Origin of the sequence: Teichococcus vastitatis (assembly GCF_003604215.1) — a bacterium.
Lineage (GTDB): Bacteria > Pseudomonadota > Alphaproteobacteria > Acetobacterales > Acetobacteraceae > Pseudoroseomonas > Pseudoroseomonas vastitatis.
Map to the genome: position 1 here is coordinate 62553 of NZ_QXGS01000002.1, position 15382 is coordinate 77934.

At 69.8% G+C, this 15382-nt stretch carries 16 protein-coding genes; 9 read left to right on the plus strand and 7 right to left on the minus strand.

Annotation, left to right across the window (positions count from 1 at the left end; genetic code table 11):
* Nucleotides 1-4: 4 nt before the first annotated feature.
* The 4 genes from D2K64_RS03935 to D2K64_RS03950 all read right to left on the minus strand — a co-directional run bounded on the left by D2K64_RS03935 (nucleotide 5) and on the right by D2K64_RS03950 (nucleotide 2060).
* The gene (locus tag D2K64_RS03935; protein WP_120006927.1) at nucleotides 5-253 is read right to left on the minus strand and encodes an exodeoxyribonuclease VII small subunit; all 249 of its coding nucleotides are present in this window, start codon (nucleotides 251-253) and stop codon (nucleotides 5-7) included.
* 24 nt (nucleotides 254-277) lie between these two features.
* The gene (locus tag D2K64_RS03940) at nucleotides 278-1207 is read right to left on the minus strand and encodes a histone deacetylase family protein (RefSeq protein WP_120006928.1); all 930 of its coding nucleotides are present in this window, start codon (nucleotides 1205-1207) and stop codon (nucleotides 278-280) included.
* Nucleotides 1204-1476: a sulfurtransferase TusA family protein gene (locus D2K64_RS03945; RefSeq protein WP_120006929.1), complete on the minus strand. Its 273-nt coding sequence runs from the start codon at nucleotides 1474-1476 to the stop codon at nucleotides 1204-1206. Before D2K64_RS03945 ends, D2K64_RS03940 begins: the two co-directional genes overlap by 4 nt.
* A 191-nt stretch (nucleotides 1477-1667) precedes the next feature.
* Nucleotides 1668-2060 carry a PH domain-containing protein gene (locus D2K64_RS03950; protein WP_120006930.1) on the minus strand — a complete coding sequence of 131 codons (393 nt, stop codon included), beginning with the start codon at nucleotides 2058-2060 and terminating at the stop codon, nucleotides 1668-1670.
* Between the two features lie 106 nt (nucleotides 2061-2166).
* Here D2K64_RS03950 and D2K64_RS03955 point away from each other — a divergent pair, with 106 nt between their 5' ends.
* Nucleotides 2167-3063 carry an ROK family protein gene (locus D2K64_RS03955; protein ID WP_120006931.1) on the plus strand — a complete coding sequence of 299 codons (897 nt, stop codon included), beginning with the start codon at nucleotides 2167-2169 and terminating at the stop codon, nucleotides 3061-3063.
* A gap of 107 nt (nucleotides 3064-3170) precedes the next feature.
* Here the strand turns inward: D2K64_RS03955 and D2K64_RS03960 are convergent, their stop codons facing one another.
* Complete coding sequence (locus D2K64_RS03960) at nucleotides 3171-3803, minus strand: YciI family protein (RefSeq protein ID WP_202910466.1); 633 nt, start codon at nucleotides 3801-3803, stop codon at nucleotides 3171-3173.
* A gap of 65 nt (nucleotides 3804-3868) precedes the next feature.
* Here D2K64_RS03960 and D2K64_RS03965 point away from each other — a divergent pair, with 65 nt between their 5' ends.
* A complete protein-coding gene (locus D2K64_RS03965; RefSeq protein ID WP_456316364.1) occupies nucleotides 3869-5188 on the plus strand; it encodes a DNA polymerase IV in 1320 nt (439 codons plus the stop codon).
* A gap of 71 nt (nucleotides 5189-5259) precedes the next feature.
* Nucleotides 5260-6195 carry a 5-dehydro-4-deoxyglucarate dehydratase gene (gene kdgD, locus D2K64_RS03970; RefSeq protein ID WP_120006932.1) on the plus strand — a complete coding sequence of 312 codons (936 nt, stop codon included), beginning with the start codon at nucleotides 5260-5262 and terminating at the stop codon, nucleotides 6193-6195.
* Between the two features lie 86 nt (nucleotides 6196-6281).
* On the opposite strand, the gene D2K64_RS03975 is transcribed toward kdgD, so the two are convergent.
* Nucleotides 6282-7040, minus strand: a complete 759-nt coding sequence (locus tag D2K64_RS03975) for an HpcH/HpaI aldolase family protein (RefSeq protein WP_120006933.1) — start codon at nucleotides 7038-7040, stop codon at nucleotides 6282-6284.
* Between the two features lie 145 nt (nucleotides 7041-7185).
* On the opposite strand from D2K64_RS03975, the gene D2K64_RS03980 reads away from it, so the two are divergent.
* The 6 genes from D2K64_RS03980 (at nucleotide 7186) to D2K64_RS04005 (ending at nucleotide 13865) form a co-directional block, all read left to right on the plus strand.
* Complete coding sequence (locus D2K64_RS03980) at nucleotides 7186-8253, plus strand: metal-dependent hydrolase (protein WP_157985710.1); 1068 nt, start codon at nucleotides 7186-7188, stop codon at nucleotides 8251-8253.
* A 63-nt stretch (nucleotides 8254-8316) separates the two neighbouring features.
* On the plus strand, nucleotides 8317-9186 hold the full coding sequence (locus D2K64_RS03985; protein WP_120006935.1) for a dimethylarginine dimethylaminohydrolase family protein: 870 nt from the start codon (nucleotides 8317-8319) through the stop codon (nucleotides 9184-9186).
* The gene (locus D2K64_RS03990) at nucleotides 9183-10577 is read left to right on the plus strand and encodes an FAD-binding oxidoreductase (RefSeq protein WP_120006936.1); all 1395 of its coding nucleotides are present in this window, start codon (nucleotides 9183-9185) and stop codon (nucleotides 10575-10577) included. The genes D2K64_RS03985 and D2K64_RS03990 overlap by 4 nt, the downstream gene beginning before the upstream one ends.
* 103 nt (nucleotides 10578-10680) lie before the next feature.
* A complete protein-coding gene (locus D2K64_RS03995) occupies nucleotides 10681-11835 on the plus strand; it encodes a TRAP transporter substrate-binding protein (protein WP_456316365.1) in 1155 nt (384 codons plus the stop codon).
* A gap of 36 nt (nucleotides 11836-11871) precedes the next feature.
* Entirely contained in the window at nucleotides 11872-12420 is a 549-nt protein-coding gene (locus D2K64_RS04000) for a TRAP transporter small permease subunit (RefSeq protein WP_120006937.1), read from the plus strand.
* A 32-nt stretch (nucleotides 12421-12452) separates the two neighbouring features.
* Nucleotides 12453-13865 carry a TRAP transporter large permease gene (locus D2K64_RS04005; RefSeq protein WP_120006938.1) on the plus strand — a complete coding sequence of 471 codons (1413 nt, stop codon included), beginning with the start codon at nucleotides 12453-12455 and terminating at the stop codon, nucleotides 13863-13865.
* 205 nt (nucleotides 13866-14070) lie between these two features.
* Here the strand turns inward: D2K64_RS04005 and D2K64_RS04010 are convergent, their stop codons facing one another.
* A complete protein-coding gene (locus D2K64_RS04010; protein ID WP_238384001.1) occupies nucleotides 14071-15366 on the minus strand; it encodes an esterase-like activity of phytase family protein in 1296 nt (431 codons plus the stop codon).
* Between the last annotated feature and the right edge of the window lie 16 nt (nucleotides 15367-15382).

The following is a 15382-nucleotide window of genomic DNA, read 5'->3' on the forward strand; positions in this document are numbered from 1 at the left end:
GCGCTCAGCCCATGTCCCGCAAGCCGGTGGCGCTGCCGTCTGGGCCGGACACGATGGCCTGCACCTTGCCCTCCGCCTCGGCCAGCTTGGCCTCGCAATGGCGGCGCAGCGCGGCGCCGCGCTCGTAATCGGCGATCGCTTCCTCCAGCCGGGATTGGCCACCCTCCAGCTTGCGGACGATGGCATCCAGCTCGGCCAGGGCATCCTCGAAGGACAGGGCGGAAACCTCCGGCGGGGTGATCGTCTCGGGCATCAACGGGAAACCTTGTGCAGCAATTTAGCCATTCATCAGCGCGCGAACATGCGCCGCGGCGCTGCTGGCCAGCGCCGGCAGATCATAGCCTCCTTCCAGCGTGGAGACGACCCGGCCGCCGCAGATGCGGTCCGCCAGATCGCAGATTCGCCCGGTCACCCAGGTGAAATCCGCCTCCCGCAGCCGGAGCTGGGCCAGCGGATCGCGGGCATGGGCATCAAAGCCGGCCGAGATGATGATCAACTCCGGCGCGAATTGCTCAACCGCGGGCAGCAGGACGTCATCCCATGCCGCGCGAAACAGATCCGGCCCCGCGCCGGGCGGCAGGGTGGCGTTGCGAACGTTGCCGATGCCGCGCTCGCTCCCGTGCCCGGTGCCGGGATAGCAGGGCCATTGGTGGCTGGAGGCGAACAGGATGGCCGCATCGCGCTCCACCACCGCCTGGGTGCCGTTGCCGTGATGCACATCGAAATCCAGGACGGCCACGCGCTTCAGGCCATGCACGGCGACCGCGTGGCGGGCGGCCACCGCGGCGTTGGCGAACAGGCAGAAGCCCATCGGCCGGTCCGGCTCGGCATGATGGCCGGGGGGGCGCACGGCGCAGAAGGCGCGCTTCACCTCGCCCCGGCACACCGCATCCACCGCGGCGATGCCCGCCCCGGCGGCGCGCAGCGCGGCGGCGGCGCTGCCGGCGGTCATGCCGGTGTCGCCATCCAGCGCCAGCCACTCGCCGTCCGGCGGGCGGATGTTCAGGATGGCGCGAACATGCTCGGGGCGGTGCACGCGCAGAAGCTGCTCCTCGGTCGCCTCCGGCGCTGGCTCGCGCAGCAATAGGGTGAATTCCTCGGCCTCCAGCGCCTGCAGCACGGCCCGCAGCCGGTCCGGGCATTCGGGATGACCCGGCGAATTGCTGTGCTCCAAGCAGGCCTGGTGCGTGAGCAGCAGGACGTTCATCCGGCCAGCGGTCCGTCCCGCTCATCTTCCGGCCGGTCTTCCCGGCGGCGCAGGGTGAACCGGAACATCCCCGCGGTTTCGCTGAAGCTCACCAGGGCATGGCCGGTCTCCCGACTATAGGCCTGGAAATCCTTGACGCTGGCCGGATCGCTGGCCAGCACCGTCAGCCGTGCCCCCGCGGGCATGCCACGCAGCGCCCGGTTGGCGCGCAGCACCGGCAGCGGGCAGGTCAGCCCCTGCAGATCGAGCACGGTTTCCGGCACCGTCACGGCAGGCCTGGCCGGAGCCGGACGGCCATTACCGGGCTTGCCAGCTTCGGGCTTGCCGGGGGCGGACTGCCTGGCAGCGCCGGGCCCATCGGCGGCGGGTTTCTCAGAGGTGGATTTCTCGGAAGCGGATTTGGAAGGGGCGGGCATGGGGCCGGACTGCACCACCGCGGGAAGTTCGGCGCAAGCCGGGCTCATGCGGCCACGACCCGCTCGGCCAGCACTGCCTGAGCCGCCATGGCCGCGCCGGTGCCGCGCCGGAAGGAAAAGGAGAGCGGCGCCTCGCCGGCCCGGTCCCACACCTTCAGCTCCTCGTCGAGATCGGTGGCACCGCCGGCCTCCACCGAGAAGCGCGTCACGGCGCGGTAGGGCACGCTGAGGATCTCGGTCTTGGAGCCGGTCATGCCCTGCCGGTCCAGCACCATGATGCGCCATTCGGTCAGGGCGAAGCCGTCGCGCACCGTCCGGAAGGCGGCCAGAACCTGTTCGCCCGGCAACAGCGCTTCCTGGAAGCGCGGGCCCAGAGCGGCCGGTTCGACGCGGCCGGCATCGCCGGTGACGGCACCCAGCAAACGGCCCAGCACCATGGTCCGGCCTCCCCTGCCTGTTCACCGGCAAACATAGGCCGCGGCCGGGCCAACGAACAGGGGCGACCCTATGCGTGCGGCAGGCCGGCGCTTATCCTGCGGCGCCATGACGCTTCGCATCGGCATCGACCTTGGCGGCACCAAAACCGAAATCGTGGCGCTGGACGCGCGGGGCGTGGTCCGGCTGCGCCGCCGCGCCGCCACCCCGGCCGATTACCCGGGCATCGTGTCGGCGATCACCGGGCTCGTCGGGACGGTCGAGGCCGAACTGGGCGGGCGCGGCAGCATCGGGCTCGGCATTCCCGGCAGTCTCAGCCCACGCGACGGACGGGTGCGCAACGCCAACACCCAGTGCCTGAACGGGCAGGCGCTGGACCGCGATCTGGCGGAAGCGCTCGACCGCCCGGTGCGGATCTCCAACGACGCCAATTGCCTGGCGCTCAGCGAGGCGGCCGATGGCGCCGGCGCCGGCCACCGCGTGGTGTTCGCGGTGATCCTCGGCACCGGGGTCGGCGGCGGCGTGGTGGTGGATGGAAAGCTGCTGGAAGGGCCGAACCGGGTGGCCGGCGAGTGGGGCCACACCCCGCTGCCCTGGATGACGCCGGCGGAGCATCCCGGCCGGCGCTGCTGGTGCGGGCTGTCGGGCTGCCTGGAAACCCTGCTCTGCGGTCCGGCGCTGGCCGCCGACTGGAAGGGCGAGGGGCAGCGCGACGCTGCGGGCATCGAGGCCGCCGCGGCGGCCGGCGACCCGGCGGCGGAGGCGGCGCTGGAGCGCTACACTAGCCGGCTGGCACGCGCCCTGGCAGCCACCACCAACCTGCTCGACCCCGACGCGGTGGTGCTGGGCGGCGGATTGTCCAACTTGGAGCGGATCTATGCCGAGGTGCCGCGCCGCATGGCGCCGTTCATCTTCGGCGACGCCACCGGGGTGCGGCTGCTGCGGGCAAGGCACGGCGATTCCTCGGGCGTGTTCGGCGCGGCGCGGCTGTGGGACCATGGCTAGGCAGCGTTGAAACGGCCCTGCGGCCCCGACCACCCGCCCCTCCCGCGCGAAGGCCTGCCGCATCGGATGCGACTTCATCACGCGCCGGCACCCGGCTGCCGCCGCCGCTATTCCCCGCCCGGCAGCGCCCGGTATGGCAGCGGCGCGAAGCGCGTGGCATGCCAGGATACCTCCCGCCACACGCCGCCGGTCATGTAGGGATCCTCCGCCCACCACGCCTGCGCCTGTTCCAGGGTCGGGTGCGCGGTGATCGCCATGGAGCCGCACATCCGGCCGCCCGGCGCGTCCAGGATCGCGCCGCCCAAGGCCAGCGTGCCGGCCTCCGCCGCCGGCCGGACGCGGCCGAGATGCGCCTCGCGCACCGCCAAGCGGCGGGCCGGCGCCCCGGCATCCTGGCCATCCCGGGCAAGGGCGACCGTGTGGGTGGCCTGTGCCGGCAGGGCGCCACAAGGCAATGGCCGGTAAGGCAGCGGCGCGATGCGAAAGGCCTGCACCGCATGGCTCCGCCAGATGCCGTTCCGCCGGAACGGCTCCCGGTCGAGGTATCGCTCGGCTGCTTCCGTTGACACCAGCATGAGGCTGCCCCGGAAACCGCCGGCCGCGTCCAGCAGCGGCACGCCGAGAAGCAACTCCCCCGCCTCCGCCATCGGGCCGATCAGCGCCAGATGCTCCGCCCGCACCGCACCGATCCGTGCTCCCGCCTCGGCCGAGGCCTGCGCCACGATCAACCGGCATTCCATCGCCGCGTCTCCCTTCCGCAGATCAGCGTCGCGTCGATCATTACCACCGGAAAGCGGCTCCAGGGATGGTTGCTGATGCGGAGGCGGCGGTCGTTGCCGTGGTGTTCTTGTTCTATGATGCCGCCATGCCCGCCCTTTGCCGCGATTGCACCACTCTCCTCGACAAATCCGGCCCTTCCTGCCCCGTCTGCGGCGGCCGCCGGTGGGTCCGGCATGCCGAGCTGGCCGACCTCACCATCGCCCATATCGACTGCGACGCCTTCTTCGCCAGCGTGGAGAAGCGCGACCGGCCGGAATTGCGCACCATGCCGGTGATCGTGGGGGGCGGGCAGCGCGGCGTGGTGGCGGCCTGCTGCTACCAAGCGCGCATCAAGGGCGTGCGCTCGGCCATGCCGATGTTCAAGGCGCTGGCGCTGTGTCCCGGGGCCGTGGTGATCAAGCCGCAGATGAGCAAGTACGCCGAGGCCAGCCGCGCCATCCGCACCCTGATGATGGATCTGACGCCGCTGGTGCAGCCCTTGTCGATCGACGAGGCGGTGCTGGACCTGTCGGGCACCGCCGCCCTGCACAAGGCGCCACCCGCCGCCGTGCTGGCCCGCTTCGCCCTGCGGGTGGAGCGGGAGGTCGGCGTCACCGTCTCGGTCGGGCTGGCGCCGAACCGGCTGCTCGCCAAGCTGGCGGTGGAGCGCGACAAGCCGCGCGGCTTCGCAGTGATCGGCGCGGCGGAAGCCGCCACCCTGCTGGCGCCCGAGCCGGTGTCGGTGTTGCCGGGAGTGGGGCCGGTGCAGGCGCGAAAGCTGCAGGCGCTCGGCCTGGTGACGCTGGGGCAGCTGGGCAGCCTGTCGCCGCGCGAGGCGGCGGCGAAGCTCGGCGAGGACGGTCCGGCGCTGGCCGCCCGCGCCCGCGGCGAGGACCGGCGCCGGGTCGACCCGGCCCGCGACACCAAATCCATCAGTGCCGAAACCACCTTCGAGCGCGATCTGCGGGCCGTGCCGGAGCTGGAGGCGGTGCTATGGCGGCTGTCGGAGAAGCTGGCTCGCCGGCTGAAGGAAAAGGACTTCGCCGCCGGCGGCGTGGTGCTGAAGCTGAAAACGGCGGGCTTCGCCCTTCGCACCCGGCACGCCCGGCTCACCGCGCCCACCCGCCTGCCTGACACGCTGTTCGCGGCCGCCCGCCCCCTGCTGGCACGCGAGGCCGACGGCACCGCTTTCCGCCTGATCGGCATCGGCGCGCAGCCCCTGCTATCCGGCGACGGGGCGGACCGGGGCGACCTGCTGGACCTCGAATCGCCGCGCCGCGCCGCGCGCTGGAACGCCATGGAACAGCTGCGCGCCCGGTTCGGCGAGGCCGCGGTGATGCGCGGCATCGTGGCGAAGCGGGGCTGAGCGATTCCGAATAGACCGCTTGCCGGCTCAGGATGTATGATGACCAGACATCATCCAGGAGGAAGCCTTCCATGACCTCAATGACCCCGGCCGAGATGGCCCAGACGATCGGCAGCGGCCTGCTGTCCTTCCCGGTCACCCACTTCACCTCCGATTTCCGCTACGACGCCACTCCCTATCGCGAGCATGTCGGCTGGATGCTGGGCCATGGTCCGGCCGGGTTGTTCGCCGCCGGCGGCACGGGCGAATTCTTCAACCTGTCGCCGGCCGAGATCGCCGTGGTGGTGAAGGACGCGGTGCAGGAGGTCGGCGGCAAGGTGCCGGTGATCGCGCCCGCCGGCATGGCGACCCCCATCGCTTGCGATCTGGCCCAGTCGGCCGAGTCGGCCGGCGCCGACGGCCTGCTGCTGCTGCCGAACTACCTGGTGAATTCCGAACAGGCCGGCCTGGCCGCGCATATCGAGGCGGTGTGCCAGAGCACCAGGCTCGGCGTCATCGTCTACAACCGGGACAATGCCATCCTGAACGAGGACACGCTGGCGCGGCTGTGCGAGCGCTGCCCGAACCTTGTCGGCTTCAAGGACGGCGTCGGCGACATTGAGCTGATGACGCGCATCTACGCCAAGCTCGGCGACCGGCTGACCTATGTGGGCGGCCTGCCCACCGCCGAAACCTTCGCCCTGCCCTATCTCGAGATGGGGGTGACCACCTATTCCTCGGCGATCTTCAACTTCGTGCCGGACTTCGCCAATGACTTCTACGCCGCGGTGCGCGCCAAGGATGCGGCCAAGGTGTACCAGGGCCTGCGCGACTTCGTGCTGCCCTACATCGCCATTCGCAACCGCAAGAAGGGCTACGCGGTGTCGATCGTGAAGGCGGGCTGCGCCGCCGTCGGCCGCCCGGCTGGCCCGGTGCGCGCGCCGTTGACCGATCTCGACGCGGCCGAGATGGAAATGCTGAAGGCGCTGATCGCCAAGCTGCCGAAATCGCTGGCGCAGGCGGCCTGATCAGCGGCAGGGTTGGATAGGTCTCCGGCCATCGCCGGGGGCCCGACACGCGGGCCGGGGCCTGAACAGCCCCGGCCCGCTGCCGTTCAGCTCCGGGCCGTCGCCACCGCCGCGCTGGCGGCCTGCAGCAGGATGCCGCTGTCGTTGGAGATGGTGCAGAGCTTGAAGCCCATGCCGATCATCTTCTTGACATAGCCGGCACTGCCATTGTGCAGGCCGACGGCGATGTTGCGCTTGCCGGCCTCGTTCAGCACGCGCTCGTAGATGCGCAGGATTTCCGGCTCCTCGCGGTCCAGCGCCGGCTTCATGCCGTAGGACAGGCCGAGGTCGGACGGGCCAATATACACCCCGTCGATGCCCGGCACGTCGAGGATGGCCTCGAGGTTGTCCACCGCCTCCTTGGTCTCGATCATCGGGATCACCGCCACGTCCCGGTTGGCGGTGGCGAAGTAGGTGCCCGCCTCGCCGTAGATGCCGGCGCGGATCGGGCCGAAGGACCGCGTGCCCTCGGGCGGGTAGCGGCAGGACCAGACCAGTTGCTGCGCCTGTTCCGGCGTGTTGATCATCGGGCAGATGACGCCCATGGCGCCGGCATCCAGCACCTTGCCGACGATGCCCGGCTCGTTCCAGGGCACCCGCACCATCGGCGTCACCGGGTGCGGCTGCATGCCCTGGAAGCAGGCCACGGTGGACAGGTAGTCCTGCACGCCATGCTGCATGTCGACGGTGAGGCTGTCGAAGCCGGCCTGTGCCATCACCTCGGCGGCATAGGCACTCGGAATGGCCAGCCAGCCATTCACCACCGCCCGGCCTTGCGCCCAGGCTTCCTTGACCTTGTTCACCATGGTTTGTCCGTTTCCTCGTGGGCTTGGAAGCGAAACGCTAGGCCCCTCCTTCCGGGGGGTCAACGCGTGGAGGGGTTTCGACCGGCCCTGAGCGTGACTTTTCCGCCGCCGGGGCCAGATGAGGCCGGAACTTCGGAGTGTGTTCATGGACAGCGTGACCCAGGCCCTGTTCGGCGCCACCGTGGCGGCCGCCGGCTTCCACCGCACGCTCGGGCGGCGGGCGGTGGCGGCGGGGGCGGTGCTCGGCACCGTGCCGGACCTCGACGTGGCGGTGGGCTGGGTGGCGGATGGCTTCGCCAATTGGCGGCATCATCGCGGCATCACCCATTCCATCCTGTTCGGCCCGGTGGTGGGGCCCTTCATCGGCCGCGCCATCGCCGGGTGGGAGGCGCGCCGCCGCGGCTCCGCCGACCCTGTCCGGATGCGCGCCTGGATGTGGCTGTGCGTGCTGGTGCTGCTGACCCATCCGGTGATCGATGTGTTCACCAGCTACGGCACGCAACTCCTGGCACCGCTCTCCGACCACCGCTTCGCGCTGAACGCCATGCCGATCATTGATCCGATCTACAGCGCGGTGCTGTTGCTGGCGGTGCTGGTGGCCGGGTTCAGCCGCCGCTCCGACCGCGCCGTGCCGGCCGCCGCCCTGGCGCTGCTGTTCATCACCGGCTGGACGCTGCATGCCTGGGCGCAGGGCGAGCGCACCGTGCAACTGGCCCGCGCCCAGCTGGCCGGCAGCGGAATCACCGCCACCTCGATCGAGGCCTATCCGCTGCTGTTCCAGCCCTGGTACCGGCGGATCGTCGCCGAAGCGCCGGACGGGCTGCGCATCGGTCGCCACAGCCTGCTCGCGCCCGGCCCGATCCCTTGGACGCATGTGCCGCAGGAACCCGACCCACGCTTCAGCACGGTGGCGGCACTTCCCGAAGCGCGGCTGCTGCGCTGGTTCGCCCGCGGCCATCTGGCCTGGAGCGTGAACCCGGCCCCCGGCGGCGGCAGCGTCGTGGAAGTGTCCGACACCCGCTATGGCATGGCGGACAGCAGCCTGTTGGGGTTCTGGGGCATCCGCGTGCCGCTGGACGCCGGGGGACGGGTGCTCGGCCGGGCGGAAATCTTTACCCGCCGCCCCGCCGCCGACGCGGCGTTCCTGGGCAGGTTCTGGCGGGAGCTGACGCAGGGCCCAGGGTCCGGCCGCGCGCCGGCCGGAGGCGGCTGACCCGGCCTGTTTTTGAGCGCCGGCCCTGGATTGCCACGTTCCGCGGGCGTAGCTTGGCCCCCCATGTCATCCTGGCGCGTGTCCTCCGAAACCGGCGAGCTGCGGGACGTCCTGGTCTGCCGGCCGGACCATTACCGCTGGCTGCCCACCAACAGCATCGCGCGGCGCACCTTGTCGGAAGCGCGGCAGGCGCCGGCGCCGGCGCACCTGCTGGCCCAGCATGCCGAGCTGGTGGCGGCAATCCAACAGGGCGGCGCCACCGTGCACCACCTGACGCCCGAGGCGCACCTGCCCTACATGGTCTATACCCGCGACAGCGTGGTGGTGACGCACCGGGGCCCGGTGCTGTGCCAGCTGGAGCGGCCGCAGCGCCGCGGCGAATATGCCGGGCTGATCGACTTCCACGCCGCGAACGGCAGCGGCTTCTGGCGCAAATCCTCCGCCGGAACGCTGGAAGGCGGCGACATCCACGTGATCCGCCCAGGCTTGGCGGCGATCGGCCATTCCGGCGGCCGCACCGACGAGGCCGGCGCCGAACAGCTCGCCGGCTGGCTGCGCGCGGAAGGCTGGGAAGTCCGCCTCCAACCCTTCGACGAGCACTTCCTGCACCTCGACGTGTTGTTCTGCATGGCCGCGCCGGGCCTGGCCGTCGCCTGCACCGAGGTGCTGGACCCGGATTTCATCGGCTGGCTGCGGGACCACGGCATCCGCTGCATCCCGGTGCCCTACCGCGACGCCATGCAGCTCGGCTGTAACATCCTGGCGCTGGGGCGGGACCGGGTGGTGTCGGCACGCGGCAGCACGGCGCTGAACGCCGCGCTGCGCGCCGAGGGCCTGACCGTGCTGGACCCCGAGCTTTCCTTGTTCACTCTGGGCGGTGGCGGACCCCATTGCCTGACATGCCCGCTCTCGCGGGAGGAGTTCTCCGCATGACCGTTGCCACCCACCCGCTGGATGCCGTGCTGGCCGCCGCCCGCGCCTTTCTCGGCGAGCGCCTGTCCACCAATGCCTCGGTGCGCGAGCAGCACGCCAAGGGCGAGGACGCCAACCCGCCCGTGCTGCCGGACGCCGTGGCCTTTGTTGAGAGCACCGAGGAAGTGTCGCGCCTGCTGGCGCTGTGCAACACGCACGGCGTCGCGGTGACGCCGTTCGGCGCCGGCACCAGCCTGGAAGGCCATGTGGTGCCGGTGCGGCGCGGCATCAGCCTGGACCTGTCGCGCATGGCCGCGATCCTGGAAGTCAACCCCGAGGACATGGACTGCTTGGTGGAGCCGGGCGTGTCGCGCCACCAGCTCAACGACCACCTGCGCGACCAGGGGCTGTTCTTCCCCGTCGATCCCGGCAGCCATTGCAGCCTGGGCGGCATGGTGGCGACGCGCGCCTCCGGCACCAATGCCGTGCTGTACGGCACCATGCGGGAGGCGACCATGGGGCTGGAGGTGGTGCTGGCCGATGGCCGCGTGATCAACACCGGCGGGCGGGCGCGCAAATCCTCCTCCGGCTACGACCTGACGCGGCTGTTCGTGGGCTCGGAAGGCACGCTGGGCGTGATCACCAAGATCCGGCTGCGGCTGCAGGGCATTCCGGAGGCGACCACCGCCGCCGTGTGCCAGTTCGACAGCCTGCAGGCGGCGGTCGAGACGGTGATCATGACCATGCAGGCCGGCGTGCGCGTGGCCCGCATCGAGTTGGCCGATGCCGACCAGATGCGCGCCTCGATCGCCTATTCGAAGCTGCCCTACGAGCCGCTGCCGACCTTGTTCCTGGAATTCCACGGCAGCCCGTCCGGTGTGCGGGAACAGGCCGAGGCGGTGGAAGCGATCGCCAGCGACATGGGCGGCCGCGGCTTCGCCTGGGCCGAGGATGCCGAAACGCGCAGCAGGCTATGGAAGGCGCGGCACGATGCCTGGTGGGCGGCCAACGCGCTGTATCCCGGCTGCCGCGGCATCACCACCGATGTGTGCGTGCCCATCTCGAGGCTGGCGGAGGCCATTGTCGGCGCCAAGGACCTGGCCATCGCCGCCGGGCAGAACACCTGCATCGTCGGGCATGTGGGCGACGGCAACTACCATTGCGTGATCCTGTTCCCGGCCGACGACCCGCAGGGGCTGGAGAAGGCCTGGGCGCTGGACCGGCAGATCGTCGCCGCCGGCCTGGCGCTGGGCGGCACCTGCTCGGGCGAGCACGGCGTTGGCCTCGGCAAGCGCGAGTTCCTGGTGCAGGAGCACGGCGCCGACGTGCTCGACGTGATGCGCGGGCTGAAGGCGGCGATGGATCCCAGGGGCATCCTGAATCCGGGCAAGATGTTCCCCGAGGCTGCCTGACCATCCGGCGGGGCATCGGGCGCCGGTGTCCCGCAGATTGTTTCGCCCGGCAACGTTCCCGCGTGACAAATCGCGGCCTCTCCCCGAAAATAGCGGAAAATCGATGCGCGCCCGCAACGCCTTCGATCTGGGAAAAGAGAAGTCCGAGATGATCCGCCGCCAATTGCTGACCGGAAGCGCCGCCTTCGGCGCCGTTGCCGCGACCGCCACCCTGTCCGCCCCGGCCATCGCGCAAAGCGCGCCGGAGATCCGCTGGCGCCTGGCCAGCTCCTTCCCCCGCTCGCTGGACACCATCTGGGGCGCGGGCGAGCACGTGGCGAAGCGCGTCGCCGCGCTGACCGACAACAAGTTCCAGATCCGTGCCTTCCCGGCGGGTGAGCTGGTGCCCGGCCTGCAGGTGGCCGACGCGGTGCAGAACGGCACGGTGGAGTGCGCCCACACCGCCTCCTACTACTTCGTCGGCAAGGATCCGACCTTCGCCTTCGACGGCGCGGTGCCCTTCGGCCTGAACATGCGGCAAACCAATGCATGGTTGCAGCAGGGCGGCGGCCGCGACGTGCTGCGCGAGTTCTTCGCCGGCTACAACATCGTTTCCATCCCCGCCGGCAACACCGGCGCGCAGATGGGCGGCTGGTTCCGCAAGGAAGTGAAAACCGTCGCCGACCTGAACGGGCTGAAGATGCGCATCGGCGGCTTCGCCGGCAACGTCATGCAGAAGCTCGGCGTGGTGCCGCAGCAGATTGCCGGCGGCGACATCTACCCGGCGCTGGAAAAGGGCACGGTGGACGCCGCCGAGTGGATCGGCCCCTATGACGACGAGAAGCTCGGCTTCAACCGCGTCGCGCCTTTTTATTACTTCCCCGGCTGGTGGGAGGGCTGCCTGAACCTGTCCCTCTACATCAACAAGGCCAAGTATGACGAGCTGCCGGCGCTCTACCGCGAGGTGCTGGAAAGCGCCTGCCGCGACGCCACCATCGAAACCATGGCCAAGTACGACGTGCAGAACCCCGCGGCGCTGCGCCGGCTGATCGCCGCCGGCACCCAGCTTCGTCCCTTCCCGCGCGAGGTCATGGCCGCCAGCTACAAGGCCGCTTTCGAGCTGTATGACGAGACGGCGGCCAAGAACGAGAAGTTCAAGACCATCTACGAGCAGTGGCGCGCCTTCCGCGACGAGCAGTATGGCTGGTTCCGCGTCGCCGAGAACAGCTTCGACCAGTTCGTCTACGCGATGTATGCGCAGGAAGCGCAGCGCCGCTGAGGCGGGACCTTTCGTTGGAATAAGGAACACGGGCTTATGGGTGCCCTGCTTGCTTTCAGCCGGGTGATGGACCGCGTCAGCCATGTTTTCGGTGAGGCGGCCTCCTGGATGGTGCTGTTGAGCTGTGCGATCAGCGCGGGCAACGCCACTATCCGCTATGGCATGAACTATTCGTCCAATGCCTGGCTGGAGGTGCAGTGGTACCTGTTCGCCGGCATCGTCATGCTCGGTGCCTCGTACACGCTGCTGCGCAACGAGCATGTGCGGGTCGATCTGGTGTTCGGCAACCTGTCGCCGCGCGCCCGCCTCTGGGTGGATGTGTTCGGGCTGGTGCTGTTCCTGCTGCCGGCCATGATGCTGCTGGCCTGGATGACCTGGCCGTTCTTTCTCGACAGCTTCCTGCGGAACGAGGCCTCCTCCAATGCCGGCGGCCTGCTCCGCTGGCCGGTGAAGATCCTGCTGCCGCTGGGCTTCCTGCTGCTGTCGCTGCAGGGCATGTCGGAGCTGATCAAGCGCGTCGCGCTGCTGCGCGGCGAGCAGCCGGATACCGAGGTGGTCACCGAATACCACCGCCCCGACCAATAAGCGCCACCTCGTAGAGCGGATCACCCTTTCCAATGCTGACCCTTGAGATGATGCCGCCGCTGATGTTCGGCGGCCTCGTCGTGTTCCTGCTGATCGGCTTTCCGGTGGCCTTCTCGCTCGCCGCAGTGGGGCTGTTCTTCGGCTTCATGTCGATCGAGCTGGGCTACTTCACCTCGGCCTATCTCGGCAACCTGCCCTTCCGCGTGTTCGGCATCATGTCGAACGACCTGTTGCTGGCGATCCCCTTCTTCACCCTGATGGGCGCCATCCTGGAACGCTGCGGGCTGGCCGAGGACCTGCTGGAAGGCACCGGTCAGCTGTTCGGCAAGGTGCCTGGCGGTCTCGCCTATGCCGTCATCCTGGTGGGCGCGGTGCTCGGCGCCATCACCGGCACCGTCGCCGCTTCCGTGATCGCCATGGGCATGATCTCACTGCCGATCATGATCCGCTACGGCTACGACATGCGCATCGCGACGGGCGTGATCGCGGCTTCGGGCACCATCACCCAGGTGATTCCGCCTTCTCTGGTGCTGATCATCCTGGGCGACCAGCTCGGCAGAAGCGTTGGCGACATGTACGCGGGCGCTATCGGGCCGTCGATCCTGCAGGTGACGTTGTTCCTCCTGTTCATTCTCGCGACGTCCATCCTCCAGCCGCACAAGGTGCCGGCCTTGCCGCCCGAGGCGCTAGGAACCCGCGGCTGGCCGCTCTACTGGCGCGTCATCAAGGGGATGGTGCCGTCGGTGGTGCTGATCTTCCTTGTGCTCGGCACCATCTTCCTCGGCCTGGCGACGCCTACCGAAGCGGGCGCGATGGGCGCGGTGGGCGCCGTGGGGCTGGCGGCCGCCAACCGCCGCCTGAGCTGGACGCTGGTGAAGCAGGCCATGGACAACACCATGCGCATCACCTGCATGGTGATCTTCATCCTGGTCGGCTCCACCGTCTTCTCCCTGGTGTTCCAGGGCGTCGATGGCTCGCTGTGGATCGAGCACCTGTTGTCGCACCTGCCGGGCGGCCAGGTCGGGTTCCTGATCTTCGTCAACATCTTCATCTTCTTTCTGGCGTTCTTTCTCGACTTCTTCGAGATCGCCTTCATCGTGGTGCCGCTGCTGGCCCCGGTTGCCGCCAAGCTGGACATCGACCTGGTCTGGTTCGGCGTGCTGCTTTGCGTGAACATGCAGACCAGCTTCATGCACCCGCCCTTCGGCTTCGCACTGTTCTACCTGCGCGGCATCGCGCCCAAGACCGTGCGGTCGAGCGACATCTATTGGGGCGCGATTCCCTGGGTCGGGCTGCAGCTGATCCTGGTGGCCATCGTGATTTTCTGGCCGGAGAGCGTGACCTACTGGCTGGACAAGGGAACGGGCGTCGATCCGGCCTCGGTGCGCATCGAGGTGCCGTTGCCCGACATGCCGAGCGACGACGCGCCCATCATCTTCAAGTAAAGGCGGCGACGTGCTCCGGGACAACGGGATCGTTCCGGAGCGCGGCACGACCGGACCGTCGCCCCGCATCCGCCGGCCATGAACCTCCGGCAGCCGCGGTCTCGGCCCATGCGGCTCCCGGAGCCCGCGATGACGCGGGAGTGTCGCCTCCGCAGAATAACGAGCCCGGAATGGCCCACCGGGCCGCATCCCCGCCCGCGGCGCGTCAGTCCAGCACACCCCTCACCAGCACGATCTTCGTCCGCTCGCTGCCGATGCCGAAATCGTCATCGTTGATCAGCATCAGCGTTCGGTCGGGCAGAACCGCGACGCCTTCCAGCTTTCCTGGCAGTTCCAGGTGCTCGGCGCTGTCCAGCACCAGGCGCTTGGCCAGCGGCGTGACCTCGGTGCCGGCGAGGTCGTTGCGCTGCTCCAGGCTCGGCGCGGTGGCCGCCTCGTCCCAGGAACTGCCCAGGATGTCAGTCGCCCCGCCGAGCCGCACCTCGTATAGCTTGGTGGTCTTTTCCGTCCGCTCCAGCACCAGCAGCCGGTCGGGACCGAGCCAGCTCATCTCAGAGATGCGCGGATCGTTCTGCTTGTCCGACGGATCATTGCGGAAGCTTTGCGGCGCGTCGAGCTGGTACACCCACTCGCCCGTCACGCGGTTATCGGCCGGGTCATAGCGCAGCAGCCGGGTGTTGCGCGCGGCGCGGTAGGCAGCGGCATCCGGATTGGCCAGCGGGTTCTGCAGAACCGTGTACAGCGTCGCGCCATCGGGCGTGCCGGCGATGCTCTCGATGCCGCGATTGGATTGCCGCCTGGCCAGGATGGCGGGCAGGCCCTCCACCACCTCGTAGCCGGCGCCGGAAAACTCGCCGGCGGTGCCGGCCGGCACCACGCGGCGGCGGATGCGACCATCGGGCGCCACCTGCACCAGGGAGGGGCCGTTCTCCTCGCCGATCCAGGCGGTGCCGTCCGGCAGGCGGATCAGACCCTCGGCGTCGATGGCGGACACGTCATGGGCCAGCTTGCGGCCCTGCCCGTCCAGCGGCTGTTCGGTGCGGCCCGGCAGCGGATTGGTCAGGCCGGTGATCGGGCGGCCATCCCGTGTCTTCAGCGCGATGGACTCGAACACCTGGAAGCGCCGCTCGGCCGGCAGCAGCCGCACGCCGTAGAGGGTGGGAGCATAATCCGGCACCGGGTAGAGCCGCCCCTTCGGATCGGCGGCGCAGATCCGCGCGGCGGGCAGCCCGGTGACGGGCTCGGCATCGCCGCAGGCGATGTTGGGGCCGCGGTCGGACAGGGTGTAGACGATGTCCACCGGATCGCCCGCACGGTGATGGGCGGCGCTGCCGATTCCCACGCTGAGATCCAGCGTCCTGCCGCCCTCGAAGGCGAAGCGGCCGAGGCGCAGGACCGGATCCTGGCTCTCCAGCACGGTGATCTCGGGCGCGGCCCGGGCGGGGAGGTTCCAGGCGGGCAGCAGCAGGCAGGTGCCGAGCAGGAGGCGACGCATCGTCATGATCCAGATCTTCGCA

Excerpts from the sequence above, each read along its gene's own strand:
- D2K64_RS03950 (WP_120006930.1), bottom strand. The coding sequence starts at position 2,060 with ATGGTGCTGGGCCGTTTGCTGGGTGCCGTCACCGGCGATGCCGGCCGC.
- D2K64_RS03985 (WP_120006935.1), top strand. The coding sequence starts at position 8,317 with ATGTCATCCTGGCGCGTGTCCTCCGAAACCGGCGAGCTGCGGGACGTC.
- D2K64_RS03990 (WP_120006936.1), top strand. The coding sequence starts at position 9,183 with ATGACCGTTGCCACCCACCCGCTGGATGCCGTGCTGGCCGCCGCCCGC.
- kdgD (WP_120006932.1), top strand. The coding sequence starts at position 5,260 with ATGACCTCAATGACCCCGGCCGAGATGGCCCAGACGATCGGCAGCGGC.
- D2K64_RS03965 (WP_456316364.1), top strand. The coding sequence starts at position 3,869 with ATGGTTGCTGATGCGGAGGCGGCGGTCGTTGCCGTGGTGTTCTTGTTC.
- D2K64_RS03935 (WP_120006927.1), bottom strand. The coding sequence starts at position 253 with ATGCCCGAGACGATCACCCCGCCGGAGGTTTCCGCCCTGTCCTTCGAG.
- D2K64_RS03995 (WP_456316365.1), top strand. The coding sequence starts at position 10,681 with ATGCGCGCCCGCAACGCCTTCGATCTGGGAAAAGAGAAGTCCGAGATG.
- D2K64_RS03980 (WP_157985710.1), top strand. The coding sequence starts at position 7,186 with ATGGACAGCGTGACCCAGGCCCTGTTCGGCGCCACCGTGGCGGCCGCC.
- D2K64_RS03975 (WP_120006933.1), bottom strand. The coding sequence starts at position 7,040 with ATGGTGAACAAGGTCAAGGAAGCCTGGGCGCAAGGCCGGGCGGTGGTG.
- D2K64_RS03940 (WP_120006928.1), bottom strand. The coding sequence starts at position 1,207 with ATGAACGTCCTGCTGCTCACGCACCAGGCCTGCTTGGAGCACAGCAAT.
- D2K64_RS04000 (WP_120006937.1), top strand. The coding sequence starts at position 11,872 with ATGGGTGCCCTGCTTGCTTTCAGCCGGGTGATGGACCGCGTCAGCCAT.
- D2K64_RS03960 (WP_202910466.1), bottom strand. The coding sequence starts at position 3,803 with ATGGAATGCCGGTTGATCGTGGCGCAGGCCTCGGCCGAGGCGGGAGCA.
- D2K64_RS03955 (WP_120006931.1), top strand. The coding sequence starts at position 2,167 with ATGACGCTTCGCATCGGCATCGACCTTGGCGGCACCAAAACCGAAATC.
- D2K64_RS04005 (WP_120006938.1), top strand. The coding sequence starts at position 12,453 with ATGCTGACCCTTGAGATGATGCCGCCGCTGATGTTCGGCGGCCTCGTC.
- D2K64_RS04010 (WP_238384001.1), bottom strand. The coding sequence starts at position 15,366 with ATGACGATGCGTCGCCTCCTGCTCGGCACCTGCCTGCTGCTGCCCGCC.